The following is a 17,364-nucleotide window of genomic DNA, read 5'->3' on the forward strand; positions in this document are numbered from 1 at the left end:
CCGGTGTGCCGAGGGGCCCCACCCGGTCGGCGCACCGGACGGGGCCCGTGCCCGCAGCAGCGGGGCGGCTCAGATGTCGAGGCGCTGTCCGGGCACGATCACATCGGGATCGCTGCCGATGACGGCCTTGTTGGCGGCGTGGATCCGCTGCCAGGTGGTCCCGTACCGGGCGGCGATGCCGCTCAGCGTGTCGCCCTGGCGGACCGTGTAGTCGCCGCGGGACGCGCTGCGGTTGGTGTGGGTCGGCGGGCGTTCCGGCGCCTTCGGCGGAGCCGCCTTCGTCGTGGCCGAGCCGGTCGCGGGAGCCGCGGGTGCGCTCCCGTACGCTCCGGCCCGTGCCGAGCAGGTCGGCCAGGCACCCCAACCCTGGCCGCGCTGGACCTTGGTGGCTACCGCGATCTGCTGCTCCCTGGAGGCCTGGTCGGCCGTCGGCGCGTAGGCCGTGCCGCCGTACGCGCGCCAGGTGCCTGCGGCGAACTGCAGTCCGCCGTAGTAGCCGTTACCGGTGTTGATGTGCCAGTTGCCGCCGCTCTCGCACTGGGCGATGCGGTCCCAGACCCCGCCGTCCGCCGCCGCGGCGTTGCCGCTCGCGGCCAGCAGTCCGAGGGGGGCAAGCAGAGCGGCCCCGGCGAGGACCGCCGTCGTACGTGTCGTACTCGTCTTGCGGACGTTGTCGCGGGTGGTATCGGCACAATCGGACATGGAAATCCCTCTCCACGGACCCGGGGTCCCCCAAGGCCGGGCGCGCGTCCCGCGATTGGTCGCGGTCGGCGCGCTCGGCCCCGTCCGCCGGAGGCTGTACGACGAGCTGGCTTGGTGCGGCCGGCGGACGTTCCCGAGCGGTGCTCGTTGCACACGGCGGAGGAATGTACGGACGACGGTGGGGCGGCATCAACCAACTCCTTGTCATTCCAGGCCAGTTCGCCGTTACCTCGGGTATCGGCGATTTTCGGACACCCACTTCATTCGTGAATTTCATGATTTGTCGACCGGGCACCCAGATGATCTGTGACCCACATCACCGATCCAACTTCCTTGGGTTTCCCAGCACTTGACAGGGAGTGTCCGATTCCGGACCCTGCGTGACCCAACGCATCGGATGGTTCGACTCCGTTCGCCTTGGGGCGTGACTCCCGCCACAGATCGCCCGTTGTCTCTTCATGAGCCCGGGACCCGCCCGGTTCACGGGCCGGGAGCCACCCGGTCCCGATACGCACCACATCCGAGGGAGCCACCCGTGCCGCGCATGCTCGACGTCAGCGACGACGTACGCGCCGAGATCGGCGACGATGAAGCCGACCGGCTGCTCGCCGGAGAGAACGCCCCTGGCAGTTACGACTGCACATCCTGCCGCACCCCGGGCGACTCCGAGCAGGAGCGCACCAGCACCGTCCTGTTCATCGGCGACGAGACCGCCGTCCTCGCCTTCGCCCACGCCACCTGCCTGCCCTCGCAGGTCGTCCAGGTCACCGAGGAGCAGCTGCGGGGCGCGGTGCGCTCCATCAGCGGCGACACCGTGGACCTGGAGCCCGACAAGATCGTCCCCGAGCAGGCCGTGCTCGGCGTGACCAGCGGACTCGTCCTGATCGCCGGTGAGTTGCACCCGGCGCTCGTCGTCGAGCCGACCGCGCCCATCGTGCGGCCCGGTGCGACCGGCGCCGGCGACGACTTTCTGCCGCTGCTCATCGAGCAGGGTTTCATGCCGCTCACGGCGATCGAGTCGGTGCCGTCGGTGTTGCACGGCTGGTCGGTGCTGCTGGCGATGGGGCAGTTGCATGCGGTGCTGCAGCCGGGTCCCTCCGGGGGCAGCCGGTCGCGTGGTGGCAGGCGCATCAGCCGTTGCAGGTGACCGATGGGTGGCGGACCGCCGCGAACAAGCATCAGCAGGTACTGATGTTCGCGGCGCCGGTGGGGGCGATCGGGCGGCAGCCGCGGGAGGATCTGTTGCGGGATGCGCTGGACAAGGCGGCGGCGAATGGGAAGTTGGTCGCGGCGGCGTTGCCTCTGGCTGGGACGTGAGTGCGCCTAATGTCCGGGGGCCACTTGTGGCTTGGCGGCTGCGGGTTCGTTGTGGCTTGTCGCGCAGTTCCCCGCGCCCCTGACGGGGCGTCGTATGCGCCCCTAATGCATCAGTGACCTGCGATATCGGATTCTGCGGCCGCATCTCTTGTGGCTTGGTCTCGTTTGGACATACGTGCACGCATACGACGTTCCCCGCCGCCCGTCCTTCTCGTCGATTCCGTCCGCTCGGGCGGCTGCGGAGAGTTCGGGTGGGTCATCGGCCACGCCGATCTACGACGAGCTCTACGCCGAGTACGTCAAGTCCTTCCGTACGTTGCCGGGTGACCGCAGGGGCGAGGAGGAGTTCGGGTTTGTCGCGTTCGGGTATCTCGATCACGGCGGATCCGGTCCGGGTTCGTGCAGCAGCTCGTACGGCGCCTACAGCATGGGGGCGTACAGCACCCGGCACGGCGGCGGGCAGCAGTCGCAGTGGCAGCGGGTCGGGCAGCTCCGGCCGCAGGGTGCGGGCATGCACCATGTACCGGCGCTGCCGCCGGGGCCGCGGCGCGGCATCTGAGGTGTGAAGGGAAAGGGCGGCTCCGGCAGGGGCCGCCCTTTCGCTGTCTACTTCTTCTTCGCGCCGCGCTTCTCGCGCACCCGCACGGAGATATGGATCGGCGTCCCCTCGAAGCTGAACTCCTCGCGCAGCCGGCGTTCGATGAAGCGCCGGTAGCCCGCCTCGATGAAGCCGGAGGCGAAGAGCACGAACCGCGGGGGCTTGGTGCCGGCCTGGGTGCCGAAGAGGATACGGGGCTGCTTGCCGCCGCGGACGGGGTGCGGATGGGCGGCGACCAGTTCGCCGAGGAAGGCGTTGAGGCGTCCGGTCGGGACGCGGGTCTCCCAGCCGTCGAGGGCCGTCTCGATCGCGGGGACCAGCTTCTCCATGTGGCGGCCGGTGCGCGCGGAGACGTTCACCCGCGGCGCCCACGCCACCTGGCCGAGCTCGGTCTCGATCTCCCGCTCCAGGTAGTAGCGGCGCTCCTCGTCGAGGGTGTCCCACTTGTTGAAGGCCAGGACGATCGCACGTCCGGCTTCGACGGCCATCGTGACGATGCGCTGGTCCTGCACCGAGATGCTCTCGGAGGCGTCGATGAGGATCACCGCCACCTCGGCCTTCTCCACGGCGGCCGCGGTGCGCAGCGAGGCGTAGTAGTCGGCGCCCTGCTGGAGGTGGACGCGCTTGCGGATACCGGCCGTGTCGACGAACTTCCAGGTGACGCCGCCGAGTTCGATCAGCTCGTCGACCGGGTCGCGGGTGGTGCCCGCGACCTCGTTGACGACGACGCGCTCCTCGCCGGCCACCTTGTTCAGCAGCGAGGACTTGCCGACGTTCGGGCGGCCGATGAGGGCGATGCGGCGTGGTCCGCCGACCCCGGTGCCGAAGGTCTGCGCGGGCGCCTCAGGGAGCGCCTCCAGGACCTGGTCCAGCATGTTGCCGGTGCCGCGGCCGTGCAGCGCGGAGACCGGGTACGGCTCACCGAGACCGAGCGACCACAGGTACGCCGCGTCGGCCTCGCCGCTCGGGCCGTCCACCTTGTTGGCGGCGAGCACCACGGGCTTGCCGGCCTTGCGCAGCAGTCGTACGACCGCCTCGTCGGTGTCGGTCGCGCCGACCTTGGCGTCGACGACGAACACGACGGCGTCGGCGGCCTCGATGGCGTACTCGGCCTGCGCGGCCACGGAGGCGTCGATGCCGAGGACGTCCTGCTCCCAGCCGCCGGTGTCGACGACCTTGAAGCGGCGGCCGGCCCACTCGGCCTCGTAGGTGACACGGTCGCGGGTGACGCCCGGCTTGTCCTCGACGACGGCCTCGCGGCGGCCGATGATGCGGTTCACCAGAGTCGACTTGCCGACGTTCGGCCGGCCGACGACGGCGAGCACCGGCAGCGGGCCGTGGCCGGCCGCCTCGATCGCGCCCTCCACGTCCTCGAGGTCGAAGCCCTCCTCGACGGCGAGCTCCATGAACTCCGCGTACTCGGCGTCGCCAAGTGCTCCGTGCTCGTGCTCCTCGCCCGAGCCGTCGGAGTGGATCTGGTCGTTCATGAAGTCCGTACCTCGTTCAGTGTGGTGATCGGTGGATCCCCCGATCTCGGGTGATCCACTACTCAAGTGTCGCTCAGCGCCCGGTCAGGCGCCTGGCGTTTTCCAGGTGCGCGGTGAGCTGCTTCTGGATGCGTTCGGTCGCCTCGTCGAGCGCCTTGCGCGTACGCCGTCCGCTGCCGTCGCCCGCCTCGAAGGGGTCGCCGAAGACGACGTCGATGCGGGAGCGCAGTGCGGGCAGCGCCTTTATCAACCGTCCGGGCCGCTCGGTGCTTCCCAGGACGGCGACGGGGACGATCGGGGCGCCGCTGCGCACCGCGAAGTACGCGAGCCCGGATCGCAGCGCGGCGAAGTCGCCCTCGCCCCGGGTGCCCTCCGGGAAGATGCCGAGCACACCGCCGGCCGCCAGCACGTCCAGGGCCTGGGTGATGGCCGTACGGTCGGCGGTCGAGCGGTCCACCTCAAGCTGGCCGACGGCCCGCATGAAGGGGGCGAGCGGGCCGACGAACGCTTCCTTCTTGACCAGGAAGTGCGACGCGCGGGGCGCCACGCCGATGACCATCGGGCCGTCGATGTTGTGCGAGTGGTTGACGGCGAGGATCACCGGGCCGGTCGCGGGGACCCTCCAGCCGCCCAGGACGCGCGGCTTCCACAGCCCGTACATCAGGCCGACGCCGATGCGCCGCCCGACCTCCGCGCCCCGCTCCGTTGGTGCCGTCACTTCGCTGCTCGCTTCTCCTCGACGAGGGTGACGACGCACTCGATGACCTGCTGGAGCATGAGGTCGGAGGTGTCCACCTCGACCGCGTCGTCGGCCTTCGCCAGCGGAGAGGTCTTACGGCTGGAGTCGGCCGCGTCCCGCTTCAGCAGCGCCTCACGGGTCGAGTGGACGTCCGACCCCTGGAGCTCAGCGCTGCGGCGGGCGGCACGCGCCTCCGGGGAGGCGGTGAGGAAGATCTTCAGGTCGGCGTCGGGCAGCACCGTCGTACCGATGTCGCGGCCCTCGACGACGATGCCCCGTGCGGCGGAGGCCGCGATCGAGCGCTGCAGCTCGGTGATCCGCGCTCGCACCTCGGGCACCGCGCTGACCGCGCTGACCTTGGAGGTGACCTCCTGGGTGCGGATCGGCCCGGCGGCGTCCGTGCCGTCGACCGTGATCGTCGGGTTCTCCGGGTCGGTACCGGAGACGATCTCCGGCTTCCCGGCCGCTGCGGCGATCTCCGACGGGTCGTCGGTGTCGATCCCGTTGGTCACCATCCACCAGGTGATCGCCCGGTACTGGGCGCCGGTGTCCAGGTAGCTCAGGCCGAGCTGCGCGGCCACGGCCTTGGACGTGCTCGACTTGCCCGTGCCGGACGGGCCGTCGATGGCGACAATCACGGCCGGGGCGGTCGGGGCGGCGCCGTTTTCCACGGATGGACACCTTCCTGGTGCGGTGCGGTGGGAGTGTGCGGGGCTCGATCGTGCCCCGCACAAGGTTACTGGGTTCGGGTCACTCGTCCGGCCCACGGCATCACTGCCGGATCGCCCAGCCCCGCTCCCGCAGCGCCGCCGTCAGCACCGGGGCCGCCTGCGGCTGCACCATCAGCTGCATCAGACCGGCCTGCTGCCCGGTCGCGTGCTCGATCCGTACGTCCTCGATGTTGACCCCGGCCCGTCCCGCGTCGGCGAAGATGCGGGCCAGCTGCCCGGGCTGGTCGTCGATGAGCACGACCACGACCTCGTACACCTGCGGCGCGGCCCCGTGCTTGCCGGGGACCCGGACCTGGCCGGCGTTGCCCCGGCGCAGGACGTCCTCGATGCCGGCGGTGCCCTCGCGGCGCTTGGCGTCGTCGGAGGACTGCAGGGCGCGCAGGGCGCGGACCGTCTCGTCGAGGTCGGCGGAGACGTCCGCGAGGAGGTCGGCGACCGGCCCCGGGTTCGCGGAGAGGATGTCGATCCACATGCCGGGGTCGGACGCGGCGATCCGGGTCACATCGCGGATGCCCTGCCCACACAGTCGTACGGCCGCCTCGTCGGCGTTCTCCAGACGTGCGGCGACCATGCTGGAGACCAGGTGGGGCATGTGGGAGACCAGGGCGACGGCGCGGTCGTGGGCATCGGCCTCCATGACGACCGGCACCGCGCGGCAGTGCGAGACCAGCTCCAGGGCGAGGTTCAGCACCTCGGTGTCGGTGTCCCGGGTCGGCGTGAGCACCCAGGGGCGGCCCTCGAAGAGGTCGCCGGTCGCGGCCAGCGGGCCGGACTTCTCACGGCCCGACATGGGGTGGGTGCCGATGTACGACGACAGGTTGAGACCGAGCGCCTCCAGCTCGCGGCGTGGACCGCCCTTGACGCTGGCCACGTCGAGGTAGCCGCGGGCCACGCCCCGGCGCATGGCGTCGGCGAGCACCCCGGCCACATGGGCGGGCGGGGCGGCGACGATCGCGAGGTCGACGGGGCCCTCGGGCGCCTCGTCCGAGCCGGCGCCGAGCGCGGACGCCGTACGGGCCTGCTCCGGATTGTGGTCCGCGAGGTGGACGACGACGCCTCGCTTGGCCAGCGCCAGGGCGGCGGAGGTGCCGATGAGGCCGGTGCCGATGACGAGTGCGGTCCTCACTGGGCGATGTCCTTGCGCAGGGCTGCCGCGGCGCCGAGGTAGACGTGCGCGATGTCGGCGCGGGGCTTGTCGGACTCGATGTGCGCGAGGACACGGACGACACGCGGCATGGCGCCCTGGATGTCCAGTTCCTGCGCGCAGATCAGCGGTACGTCGACGATGCCGAGCTTGCGGGCGGCGGCGGCCGGGAAGTCGCAGTGCAGGTCGGGCGTGGCCGTGAACCAGATGCTGATCAGGTCGTCCGCGGTGAGGTCGTTCCGCTCCAGAACGGCGGTGAGCAGGGCTCCGACCTGCTCGTCCATGTGACCGGCCTCGTCCACCTCGAGTTGGACGGCGCCTCGGACCGCTCGTACCGCCACGGCTTGGCTCCTTGCTGACGTACGGATCGTTGGTCCGTCCAGCCTAGTCAGCCCGCATCGAGCGGGGGCGCCGCGCCCGCCCGCTGAGACGGGGCCTCAGGTTCGGTCGCGGCCATGTCGGGGGTGACGAGCCCGCCTCAGAACCTGCCAATGTCACCCGAATCACCCTATTACGCTACTCAGGGCCAGAACGCCCCTGTGCGCCTCTGGAACGCCAGCCGTCGGGTCCGCTCTCATGGGGCAGGAAGCTCGCCTCGGGGGAGGCCCCGACCGCGTCCCCCTCCCCCACACCCTCCCCGACGCCGACTACACGGGCCGCACGACGGACGACTCCGCCTCCGTCGCCGTCTCCCTGCGTGACGGCAAGGCGGTCGCCTACTTCTGCGACGGCCGCGACAAGGAGTCGTGGCTGAAGGGCGGCGGCTTCACCGCCGACCAGGCCCGGCCACCGCCGCCCGCACTCGGCCCGCCATCTGGTGCCGGCGCTGGTCGGCGCCGCGGTGGCGGTCGCCCTGGGGGTGTACGGGAAGCTGCCGGGTCCCGGCTGGTCGTCGGCGCTGCACCGCGGGTCGGGGCGGGTCGCGTTTCTGGTGTCGGTTCCGGTTGCGGTGCACTGCCTGTATGCGCTGGGCTATCAGACGTACGAAACACGGGTTTTGTGGCACTCCATCCTGGGTTGCTTCTTCTTCGATGCTTTCAGTGCCAAGATGCTGCTGCTCCGTTCGGAGCGCCTCCGCCCTCTGGTTCTTCCGCACCTTCGGAGTGACGACATGACCCCTGACCCGACCCGGCGCACGGTGCTCCTCGCCACGGGCGCGGCGGCGCTTCTCGTGGGCTGCAGCGAGAACGGCGACGACGAGGGCGACTCCGCGAAGGAGAACGCCTCCCCCGGTCAGGAGCTGGCGAAGACGTCCGACATCCCGGTCGGCGGCGGCACGATCTTCAAGGACGAGAAGGTCGTCGTGACCCAGCCCAAGGAAGGCGACTTCAAGGCCTTCTCGAACATCTGCACCCACCAGCAGTGCCCCGTGGCGAGCGTCTCGGGCGGCACCATCAACTGCACCTGCCACGGCAGCAAGTTCAGCATCGAGGACGGCTCGGTGAAGAATCCCCCGGCGACGAAGGCACTGCCCGAGAAGCAGATCACCGTGGACGGAAATTCGATCCGCCTGGCGTGAACCGCCGCGTACGCTGCCGGGCATGCAGCCCGAGGCCCTGGTGCGCGACCACACGATCTACTCCTGCGTGATGGGTTCGCGCGCCTTCGGCCTGGCCACGGACGGCAGCGACACCGACCGCCGGGGCGTGTACGCGGCCCCCACTGCCCTCTTCTGGCGCTTCGAGAAGCCGCCGACACATGTGGAGGGGCCGGCCGAGGAGCAGTTCAGCTGGGAGCTGGAGCGCTTCTGCGAGCTGGCACTGCGCGCCAACCCGAACGTCCTGGAGTGCCTGCACTCCCCGCTCGTGGAGTACGTCGACGACACGGGCCGCGAGCTGATCGCCCTGCGAAGCGCGTTCCTCTCCCGCCAGGCCCACGAGACATTCGCCCGGTACGCTCTCGGCCAGCGCCACAAGCTCGACGCCGACGTCCGCAATCACGGCGCCCCGCGCTGGAAGCACGCCATGCATCTGCTGCGCCTGCTGATGAGCGCCCGCGACCTGCTGCGCACGGGCGAGCTCACCATCGACGTCGGCGACCGCCGCGAGCCACTGCTGGCGGTGAAGCGCGGTGTAGTCCCCTGGCCCGATGTCGAGTCCTGGATGACCCGCCTGGCAACCGAGACGGACGAGGCGTACCGGCACAGCCCACTGCCCGCCGAACCGGACCGCCGACGCATCGAGGCCTTCCTCGCCCGCGTCCGCCGTACGTCAGCCCTCCAACCGGACCCGTACGACGAACTCGTGCAGGGCGTCGTACACGGCCGGAGCATCCGGCAGGACTGACACCGCCTGCGCCTCGTCCAGCACTCCATGCAGCCGCTCGATATCGGCCTGCACGCGCGCGTGCAGGGCCACATCGGCCGCCCCGTGCTCCTGTTCCGCCTTCGCCGTGATCAGCTCCGGCACGTAGGCCGGTGCCTCGGCGATCTCCGCGAGCAGTGTGGGCAGATGGGCCCGCACCTCGCCGCTGCGCATCAGATGGATGCCGGTGAGCAGCACACGGAACGTGTAGAGCAGCGGCTTGAGTTCGCCGGTCTTCTCGAACAGCCGCCGCTGTGTCACCGCGAACCCTCGGTAGTGGTGGGCGTGGTGGCTGGTGAGGACGCCGGGGGCGAGGGCGGCGAGTTCCCGGTGGGCGTCGGTGGTGTGCACGACGAGCGGCGAGAGCAACTGCTCCAGCACATAGCCGTTGCGGCGCAGCATCAGCCGTACGAACTTGCGCAGGTCGTGTGTGACGAGGTCCATCTCGACGCCGTCCCGGTCCCACATCCTGGACCGGGTCTCCTCGGGCTCCCGCAGTCCGACCAGATCGGCGGCCGGCAGCAGATGCACGCCCCGCAGGTCCACGTCCGAGTCGCGGGACGGGAAGCCGTACAGGTGCGCGCCGGAGACGGTGGCGAACAGCAGCGGGTCGGGCTGCTCGGCCACCACCGGTGTCAGGTCGATGTCCAGGGCGTCGATCACGGGTCAAGCGTCCCAGAGCGCCCCGAGGGTCAGCAGGTCACCCCGGTACTCGATTCGGTCGGCCCACTCCGTGGGCCATGCGTCGGCGCCGAGGTACGCGCCGGCGAACGCGCCCGCGAGGCAGGCGATGGAGTCCGAGTCGCCGGAGGAGCAGGCGGCTCGGCGCAGGGCGGTCAGTGGCTCGTCGACGAAAAGCAGGAAGCACAACAGTCCGGTCGCCAGGGCTTCTTCGGCGATCCAGCCCGCACCGGTGGCCAGGCACGGGTCGGTCCCGGGCGACACGGTTCGCACAGCCTCCCGGAGGCGGTCGAGCATCGCCAGGCACTCATCCCAGCCGCGCGCGATGAAGTGCTCGGCCGTCGGGTCCTGGCTGCGCGTCCACAGGTCGCCGAGCCAGCGGTGGTGGTACGTGGAGCGGTGCTCCAGGGCGTACGAGCGCAGCAGCCCGACCAGTCCGGTCGGCTCGGCGCCCTGCGCCAGCAGTCGTACGGCATGCGCGGTGAGGTCGGACGCGGCCAGCGCCGTCGGGTGCCCGTGGGTGAGTGCGGACTGCAACTGGGCGGCGCCCGCGCGCTGTTCGTCGCTGAGGCCGGAGATGAGGCCGAGGGGCGCTACGCGCATGTTGGCGCCGCAGCCCTTGGAGTCGATCTGGCTGGCCTGCTGCCAGGGGCGGTCGCCCTCCAGCAGGACACACGCCCGGATGCAGGTGTTGCCGGGCGCCCGGTTGTTCTCCGGGGAGCGGTTCCAGGCGATGAACTCCTGCCGTACGGACTCGGCCATCGCCGACGGCTCGAGCACTCCCCGGTCCATCGCCGCCCGCAGCCCCTTCCCCAGCGCCAGCGTCATCTGCGTGTCGTCCGTGACGATCGCTGGCCTCGGCAGCCCCATCTCCCGCCATGGGCCGAACTTGGCGAGGATCGACGGCACGTCGTCGAACTCGGTGGGGAAGCCGAGCGCGTCGCCGAGGGCGAGTCCGGTGAGGGCTCCGGTGGCGGCGCGCTTGGCGACGGTGGTGGCGGTCATACGGGGCGTCCTTCCCGGGACGGTCGGAGGAGGGGCGGATGCAGGGCGGTGGCGGTTCCCGCGCGGTACAGCGCGGCCGGTTTGCCGCGGCCACCGGTCAAGCGGGCGGCACCGGGGACGGGTTCGACGAAGCCCGGCGTGGCGAGCACCTTGCGCCGGAAGTTGGGCCGGTCCAGCGCGGTGCCCCACACGGCCTCGTAGACCTGCTGCAGCTCGCCGAGGGTGAACTCGGGCGGGCAGAAGGCGGTGGCGAGGCAGGTGTACTCGAGTTTGGCGCCGACGCGGTCGTGGGCGTCGGCCAGGATGCGGTCGTGGTCGAAGGCGAGGGGCTGTGCACTGTCACATTCCACCCAGCGCGCCTGCGCCGCGTCGCTGCCGGCATGCGCCTCCGGTGCGTTCGGCAGCAGCGCCGCGAACGCCACGGACACGACCCGCATCCGGGGGTCGCGGTCGGGCTCGCTGTAGGTCCGCAGCTGCTCCAGGTGCAGCCCGGAGACATCCACCAGGCCGGTCTCCTCGGCGAGTTCACGCCGGGCCGCCGTCTCCGCCGACTCGTCCGGCTGCACGAAGCCGCCGGGCAGTGCCCATCGGCCGGCGTACGGCTCCTGCCCGCGCTCGACGAGCAGCACATGCAGTGCGCCCGCGCGCAGGGTGAGGACGGCGAGGTCGACGGTGACGGCGAAGGGTTCGTGCGCGTACTTGTCGTAGCCACTCGGTACGGTCACATCCGCTCGCCCCCTTTATGGTCAGTGCGACTAATAGTCACCACGACTATAAAGGGGGCGACGGGACTGTACAACCCCTCAACTGGCCCCGCGCGACGGTGCGAACGCCGCAGTCGCCGCTCCGATCGCCGCGATCCCCGCCGTCACCCACGGCGCCGGACCCGCTCCGTCGACGAACGTCTCCGGTGTGGCGTAGCCGCCGTACGTCGTGAACACGGCCGCGGCGACGGCCACTCCGAAGACCCCGCCCAGCTCGCGCAGCGCGTTGTTGACGCCGGCCGCCACACCCGCGTCACCGAGCGGCACGGACGCGGTCACCGCGTTGGCCACGCTCGGGAAGACCATGGAGATGCCGACGCCGGCGATGATCAGCGGGCCGACGAGACGGTCGTATCCGACACCGGGTTCGACCTGCCAGGCCAGCAGTGCGAGGCCGGTCGCCCGCAACACCAGGCCGCCCAGCATGAAGGGCCGGGTCCCGTACCGGTCCGCGAGGGCGCCCGCGATCGGCGCGATCAGGAGCGGCGTCGCGTTCAAGACGAGGATCCGCACGCCCGCCTCCAGCGGGTTGTAACCGAGCCCGAGCTGGAAGAGCTGCGTGGTCATGAAGAGGGCGCCGAGCAGCGAGGCGAACAGCATGAAGGCCGAGGCGTTGGCGGTGGAGAAGGAGCGCCGGCGGAAGTACTCCAACGGCAGCATGGGATAGCGGGCGCCCTTCCACTCCCACCTCAGGAAGGCCGCCAGGAACACGACACCGACGGTCAGCGCGGCCAGTGTCTCGGCGCTCCCCCAGCCCACCTCGGGCGCCCGCACCGGCGCCCAGGCCAGGCCCGTCAGCCCGACGGCCGCCAACACCGGCCCCACGATGTCGAGTTGGGGCCGCGTGCCATAGCTCTCGCGCAGCTTGGTGGCGGCCAGGGGCAGCATCGCGATACCAATGGGTACGTTCAGTCAGAAGATCCACTGCCAGGACAGGCCCTCGGTCACCGCACCGCCGAGCACGGGTCCGGCCGCCACGCCGAGCCCGGTCACCCCGCCCCACACCCCGATCGCCACGCCCCGCTTCTCGGCCGGGAACGCCTCGCTGATCAGGGTCAGGGTGAGCGGAAGGAGTACGGCCGCCCCGGCGCCCTGCACCGCGCGCGCGGTGATCAGCTGGCCCGGGCCGCTCGCGAGGGCCGCGGCGGCGGAGGCCAGGCGGACCCACCAGTCGGATTAGCCAACGGTAGTCACGCGGTGGCAGAGTGTGATGCACACGCCCGGCGCCCGGGCGACGTCGGGCACCCTCCCCGGTCAGGACGTATGTGCCCGACCGGCCAGCGTCCGGAGGGACGTGCCACGCGGGCCGACGGTTTCACTTGTCGGTACCAGGGCACGAAGACGATTGGCGTCGCGGGGCGTTGTTTGTCCCGCGTGTTGATCCAGCGCAGTTCGCAGGATCGTTGAGCCAATCAGAGACGCTCGCCCCGAAGTCGGCGCGGCTCCTTCCGTGAGGGCACGAGATACTCACGGAAGGCAGACCGGGCTCACCCCGGAAAGGAATCGCGGCGCCCGAGGAACGCCAGCAGCCGTGCTTCCGGTCGTGCGGACATGGGCACGGCGAGCTGCGCGGCGAACCGCACTCCTCGGTCCGCGTCCGCCACGACATGCCGGGCGACGGGCAGCAACTCGACCGCGAGCGGGCCCGGAATGTGCCGTGGCAGCCCGCAGGCCTGGGCCACGTCCCAGCCGTGCACGGCGATCTCGACGGCACCCACGGCGGCCATCACCCGCACGTCCAGCGGCCGTTCGCCGACCAGGACCCGGTCGCGGGGACCGGACGCCGCCCAGGCGCCGAGCACCGCGCACGCGCGCGTGCGGACGCCGCACGCCGGGTCGGCTCCGGGACGCGTGGGCACAAGCGCTATCCGCCCGCCGGTCAGCCCCTCGTGCAGCGCGTCCAGCGAGTCACCGAGATGCCCGAGCAGATCCTCCAGGTCCCACTCCGCACACGGCGTCCGGCGCCCCAGCCCCGCACGCTCCACCCCGGCCACGCACCCCAGCGCGTAGGCGAGCGAACGCTCCAACAGCTCCCCGGAGTTCACGACAGCACCTCCGGCATCCCGAAGCGCTCGAACAGTCCCGGATCGATGAAGACGGTCATCCGCTCGACCGCACCCTCCGACACCGTGAGCACCTGCATCGAGTGCGCCCGGTAGACACCGTCCGCCTCCCGCTTGTACATCGCCGCGGCCTGCTGTCCGTTCGCGCGCGTGGGCAGCATCCGGATGAGGCCCTTCTCGCCCGCCCGCAGCTCCAGGAACCGCAGCACGTGCTTCCTCCCGCTGAACCACTCCAGATAGGGCGGCATCTCCAGTTCGACGCCGTCCTGGAGCAGCTCGACCAGCGCGTCCACGTCGGCGGTCTCGAACGCGGCCACATACCGGTCGAGCACCTCCCGGTCGGCCGCGCCCTCCGGCTCCACGACGAGGTTCTTGTCGGGCGCCACCTCGTCGAGCCGGGCACGCGCGCGTTGGAGGGTGCTTTTCACGGCCGCCGTCGAGGTCCCGAGGAACGCGGCGACCTCGGCCGCCCGCCACGCCAGCACGTCCCGCAGGATCAGCACGGCCCGCTGCCGCGCGGGCAGGTGCTGCAGCGCGGCGACGAGCGCGAGCCGCAGACTGCCGCGCGCGGCGACGACGGTCACGGGGTCGATGAGCGAATCCGGCAGCGGCTGCAGCCACGGAACGTCCGTCTCAGGCGGCCTCAGCGGCTCCTCAGGCGCCTGAGAGGGCGCCCCGAGCCCGCGGGGCAGCGGACGGCGCGTACGGCTCTCCAGCGCCGTCAGACAGGTGTTGGTGGCGATCCGGTGCAGCCAGGTCCGCAGCGAGGCCCGGCCCTCGTAGCCGTCGTAGGACCGCCACGCCCGCAGATACGTCTCCTGCACCAGGTCCTCGGCCTCGTCGACCGAGCCCAGCATCCGGTAGCAGTGCGCCAGCAGCTCCCGCCGGTACTGATCCGTCAGCCGTACGAACTCTTCGCGGTCCGTCGTCGTCGCAGCCATGCCGCTCCCTCCGTCACCGATGAAGACCGCGGGGAGCGCCAAAACGAATCGGCCGGCCCGAAAGAAAATCCGGGACCGGCCGTCACGTACCCGCTTCTAGAGATCGACTTCGTTCATCAGCATCCCGACCTCGGTGTTCGACAGCCGTCGCAGCCAGCCCGACTTCTGGTCGCCCAGGGTGATCGGGCCGAAGGCCACGCGCACCAGCTTGTCGACCGGGAAGCCGGCCTCCGCGAGCATGCGGCGCACGATGTGCTTGCGCCCCTCGTGCAGAGTGACCTCCACGAGGTAGTTCTTGCCGGTCTGCTGGACGACCCGGAAGTGGTCCGCGCGCGCGTAGCCGTCCTCCAGCTGGATGCCGTCCTTGAGCTGCTTGCCCAGGTCACGCGGGATCGGGCCCACGATGTGCGCGAGGTAGACCTTCTTCACGCCGTACTTGGGGTGGGTCAACCGGTGCGCCAGCTCGCCGTGGTTGGTGAGCAGGATGACGCCCTCGGTCTCGGTGTCGAGCCGCCCGACGTGGAAGAGCCGCGTCTCGCGGTTCGTCACGTAGTCACCGAGGCACTGACGCCCTTCGTTGTCCTCCATCGTCGAGACGACACCGGCGGGCTTGTTCAGCGCGAAGAACTGGTACGACTGCGTGGCGACGGTCAGCCCGTCGACCTTGACCTCGTCCTTCTCCGGGTCGACCCGCTTGCCCTGCTCCAGGACGATCTCGCCGTTGACCTCGACCCGCGCCTGCTCGATGAGCTCCTCGCAGGCACGACGGGAGCCGTAGCCCGCGCGCGCGAGGATCTTCTGCAGCCGCTCGCCCTCCTGCTCGGCGCCCGGGAAGGTCTTGGGCGGCTTGACGTCCTTCTTGCCCGCGTACCGCTCGCGGTTGCGCTCCTCGGCCCGGGCGTCGTACTCACGGGACGTGGCCGGAGCCCAGCGCCCCCGCCCGGCGCCCTGGCCCTGCTTGGGCCCGCCCTTGGCGCCCCCGCGCGCGGAGCTGCCACGCCCGGACTTCGGGCCCTCATGGCTCCCGCCGGGGCCCACGTCGTAACGGCGCTCCTCGGGGCGGGGCTTGCTGGGACGGCCCTGACCCTGGCCCTGCCCCTGCTTCTGGTCCCTGTTGTTGCCGGCACCGCGGTTGTTACCCCGCCCGCCGGTCCCGCCACTCTTGCCGCTGCCGCTGCTTCGCATCAAAGTTCCGTCTAGTCGTCTGCGTCGTCTGCACCGGGCGCATCGGGTGCGTCCGGGTCGAACGACGGCACCCCTTCCTGGGTCTCGGCCTCGATCGCCTCCGCCTCCGGGAGGAAGGGCGCGAGCTCCGGGAGCTCGTCCAGACCGCGTAGGCCCATCCGCTCCAGAAAGTAGTTCGTCGTCGTGTACAGGATCGCACCTGTTTCGGGTTCCGTGCCCGCCTCCTGGACGAGACCCCGCTGGAGGAGGGTCCGCATGACCCCGTCACAGTTCACTCCGCGCACCGCCGAGACGCGGCTGCGGCTGACGGGCTGCCGGTACGCCACGACGGCCAGGGTCTCCAGCGCCGCCTGCGTGAGCCGGGCGGTCTGGCCCTCCAGGGCGAGCCGCTCCACGGCGGGCGCGAACTCGGGGCGGGTGTAGAAACGCCAGCCGCCCGCGACGAGCCGCAGCTCGAAGCCGCGCCCCTGCACGGTGTAGTCGTCGGCCAGCTCCCGCAGCGCCTTGGTGATCTGCCGCTTGGGCCGTTCCAGTATCTTCACGAGGTGCTCCACGGTCGCGGGCTCGTCGACGACCATGAGGACGGCCTCCAGGGCGGGCTTCAGCTCCAGATCGGCAACGGCACGCAGCCCGGCCGGCAGCTCGGTGGTCTCCTCGCTCACGCCTTCTTCTCCTCGTCCTTGGGCGGCTCGGGCGGCCGGTCGAACTCGTCGGTCACCATCGGCTCCGCGTCCCCCTCCCCACCGGTCCAGCGCACCATCAGCTCCCCCAGGGCGGTCTCCTGCTCCAGCGCCACGGCCTTCTCCCGGTACAGCTCCAGCAGCGCCAGGAATCGGGCTACGACCGTCAGGGTGTCCTCGGTGTCCTCGATCAGCGAGCGGAAGCTGGCCTCCCCGAGTTCCTTCAGGCGCGCGACCACGATCCCGGCCTGCTCCTGCACGCTGACCAGCGGTGCGTGGATGTGGTCGACGTACACCTGCGGCTTGGGCTTGGGCTGCATCGCCTTGATGGCGAGCTTGGCGAACCCTTCCGCCCCGATACTGATGACGACCTCGGGCAGCAGCTCGGCGTGGTGGGGCTCCAGTCCGACCGTACGGGGATAGCGGCGGGCCTCCTCGTCCAGCCGGCGGCTGAAGATGTCGGCGATCTGCTTGTACGCGCGGTACTGCAGCAACCGAGCGAAGAGCAGGTCACGTGCTTCGAGGAGAGCGAGGTCGGCCTCGTCCTCCACCTCCGCGGAGGGCAGCAGACGCGCCGCCTTCAGATCGAGCAGCGTGGCCGCGACGACCAGGAACTCGGTCGTCTGGTCGAGGTCCCAGTCCGGGCCCATCGCCCTGATGTGCGCCATGAACTCGTCGGTGACCTTGGAGAGGGCCACTTCGGTGACGTCGAGCTTGTGCTTCGAGATCAGCTGGAGGAGGAGGTCGAAGGGGCCCTCGAAGTTGGACAGCCGAACCTTGAAGACACCGTTGGACTCGCCGTCGTCCTGCCGGACCGGCTCGACGGCCTCAGGAACAACCGCCTCGGGAATTACAGGTTCCGGCTCGGGGACAACCGCCTCGGGAGCCACGGCTTCCGGCTCCACGCCGACCGGCGCCGCCTCGGAAACCGGCTCGACCCGCGGAGCGCCCGGCCCCCGCCCCAACGCACGCCGACGCCCGGCGGAGCCGGACGCAGGGGCGGGAAGGTCGTTCGAGGTCATAG

17 protein-coding genes and 2 pseudogenes are annotated in these 17,364 nt (G+C 70.9%); 4 read left to right on the forward strand and 15 right to left on the reverse strand.

What is annotated here, in order from left to right:
• Nucleotides 1-69: 69 nt before the first annotated feature.
• A complete protein-coding gene (locus QQY66_RS09690; protein WP_301978725.1) occupies nt 70-702 on the reverse strand; it encodes a transglycosylase family protein in 633 nt (210 codons plus the stop codon).
• Between the two features lie 535 nt (nt 703-1,237).
• On the opposite strand from QQY66_RS09690, the pseudogene QQY66_RS09695 reads away from it, so the two are divergent.
• A pseudogene (locus tag QQY66_RS09695) lies at nt 1,238-2,019 on the forward strand (hypothetical protein).
• A gap of 175 nt (nt 2,020-2,194) precedes the next feature.
• Nucleotides 2,195-2,578 (forward strand): hypothetical protein, encoded by a 384-nt coding sequence (locus QQY66_RS09700; protein WP_301978726.1) that lies wholly within the window; start codon nt 2,195-2,197, stop codon nt 2,576-2,578.
• Nucleotides 2,579-2,625: 47 nt separating this feature from the next.
• Here QQY66_RS09700 and der read toward each other — a convergent pair whose 3' ends face one another.
• From der to aroH, 5 genes are all read right to left on the reverse strand, one after another.
• Entirely contained in the window at nt 2,626-4,104 is a 1,479-nt protein-coding gene (der, locus tag QQY66_RS09705; RefSeq protein ID WP_301978727.1) for a ribosome biogenesis GTPase Der, read from the reverse strand.
• Nucleotides 4,105-4,177: 73 nt separating this feature from the next.
• Nucleotides 4,178-4,765, reverse strand: coding sequence for a 1-acyl-sn-glycerol-3-phosphate acyltransferase (locus QQY66_RS09710; protein ID WP_301987245.1), 588 nt, complete (start codon nt 4,763-4,765; stop codon nt 4,178-4,180).
• Nucleotides 4,766-4,818: 53 nt separating this feature from the next.
• The gene (cmk, locus tag QQY66_RS09715) at nt 4,819-5,514 is read right to left on the reverse strand and encodes a (d)CMP kinase (protein WP_301978728.1); all 696 of its coding nucleotides are present in this window, start codon (nt 5,512-5,514) and stop codon (nt 4,819-4,821) included.
• A gap of 100 nt (nt 5,515-5,614) precedes the next feature.
• Nucleotides 5,615-6,700, reverse strand: coding sequence for a prephenate dehydrogenase (locus tag QQY66_RS09720; protein WP_301978729.1), 1,086 nt, complete (start codon nt 6,698-6,700; stop codon nt 5,615-5,617).
• Nucleotides 6,697-7,059, reverse strand: a complete 363-nt coding sequence (gene aroH, locus QQY66_RS09725) for a chorismate mutase (protein ID WP_301978730.1) — start codon at nt 7,057-7,059, stop codon at nt 6,697-6,699. Before aroH ends, QQY66_RS09720 begins: the two co-directional genes overlap by 4 nt.
• 500 nt (nt 7,060-7,559) lie before the next feature.
• Here aroH and QQY66_RS09730 point away from each other — a divergent pair, with 500 nt between their 5' ends.
• Together QQY66_RS09730 and QQY66_RS09735 are read left to right on the forward strand one after the other, a co-directional pair.
• Entirely contained in the window at nt 7,560-8,237 is a 678-nt protein-coding gene (locus tag QQY66_RS09730) for a DUF6529 family protein (protein WP_301987246.1), read from the forward strand.
• A 22-nt stretch (nt 8,238-8,259) separates the two neighbouring features.
• Entirely contained in the window at nt 8,260-9,003 is a 744-nt protein-coding gene (locus tag QQY66_RS09735; RefSeq protein ID WP_301978731.1) for a nucleotidyltransferase domain-containing protein, read from the forward strand.
• On the opposite strand, the gene QQY66_RS09740 is transcribed toward QQY66_RS09735, so the two are convergent.
• From QQY66_RS09740 to QQY66_RS09785, 9 genes and pseudogenes are all read right to left on the reverse strand, one after another.
• A complete protein-coding gene (locus QQY66_RS09740; protein WP_301978732.1) occupies nt 8,929-9,684 on the reverse strand; it encodes a nucleotidyltransferase domain-containing protein in 756 nt (251 codons plus the stop codon). The genes QQY66_RS09735 and QQY66_RS09740 overlap by 75 nt on opposite strands.
• A gap of 3 nt (nt 9,685-9,687) precedes the next feature.
• Complete coding sequence (locus tag QQY66_RS09745; RefSeq protein WP_301978733.1) at nt 9,688-10,707, reverse strand: ADP-ribosylglycohydrolase family protein; 1,020 nt, start codon at nt 10,705-10,707, stop codon at nt 9,688-9,690.
• Nucleotides 10,704-11,432: an NUDIX domain-containing protein gene (locus tag QQY66_RS09750; protein ID WP_301978734.1), complete on the reverse strand. Its 729-nt coding sequence runs from the start codon at nt 11,430-11,432 to the stop codon at nt 10,704-10,706. Before QQY66_RS09750 ends, QQY66_RS09745 begins: the two co-directional genes overlap by 4 nt.
• Before the next feature lie 78 nt (nt 11,433-11,510).
• A pseudogene (locus QQY66_RS09755) lies at nt 11,511-12,629 on the reverse strand (MFS transporter).
• 329 nt (nt 12,630-12,958) lie between these two features.
• On the reverse strand, nt 12,959-13,516 hold the full coding sequence (locus tag QQY66_RS09765; protein ID WP_301978735.1) for a TIGR03086 family metal-binding protein: 558 nt from the start codon (nt 13,514-13,516) through the stop codon (nt 12,959-12,961).
• Nucleotides 13,513-14,475, reverse strand: coding sequence for a sigma-70 family RNA polymerase sigma factor (locus QQY66_RS09770; RefSeq protein ID WP_301978736.1), 963 nt, complete (start codon nt 14,473-14,475; stop codon nt 13,513-13,515). The genes QQY66_RS09765 and QQY66_RS09770 overlap by 4 nt, the downstream gene beginning before the upstream one ends.
• A gap of 96 nt (nt 14,476-14,571) precedes the next feature.
• Nucleotides 14,572-15,660: a pseudouridine synthase gene (locus QQY66_RS09775; RefSeq protein WP_301978737.1), complete on the reverse strand. Its 1,089-nt coding sequence runs from the start codon at nt 15,658-15,660 to the stop codon at nt 14,572-14,574.
• Nucleotides 15,661-15,671: 11 nt separating this feature from the next.
• Nucleotides 15,672-16,322, reverse strand: a complete 651-nt coding sequence (gene scpB, locus QQY66_RS09780) for an SMC-Scp complex subunit ScpB (RefSeq protein ID WP_301978738.1) — start codon at nt 16,320-16,322, stop codon at nt 15,672-15,674.
• Nucleotides 16,319-17,362 carry a ScpA family protein gene (locus QQY66_RS09785; protein ID WP_301978740.1) on the reverse strand — a complete coding sequence of 348 codons (1,044 nt, stop codon included), beginning with the start codon at nt 17,360-17,362 and terminating at the stop codon, nt 16,319-16,321. Before QQY66_RS09785 ends, scpB begins: the two co-directional genes overlap by 4 nt.
• Between the last annotated feature and the right edge of the window lie 2 nt (nt 17,363-17,364).

Origin of the sequence: Streptomyces sp. DG2A-72, from assembly GCF_030499575.1 — a bacterium.
GTDB lineage: Bacteria > Actinomycetota > Actinomycetes > Streptomycetales > Streptomycetaceae > Streptomyces.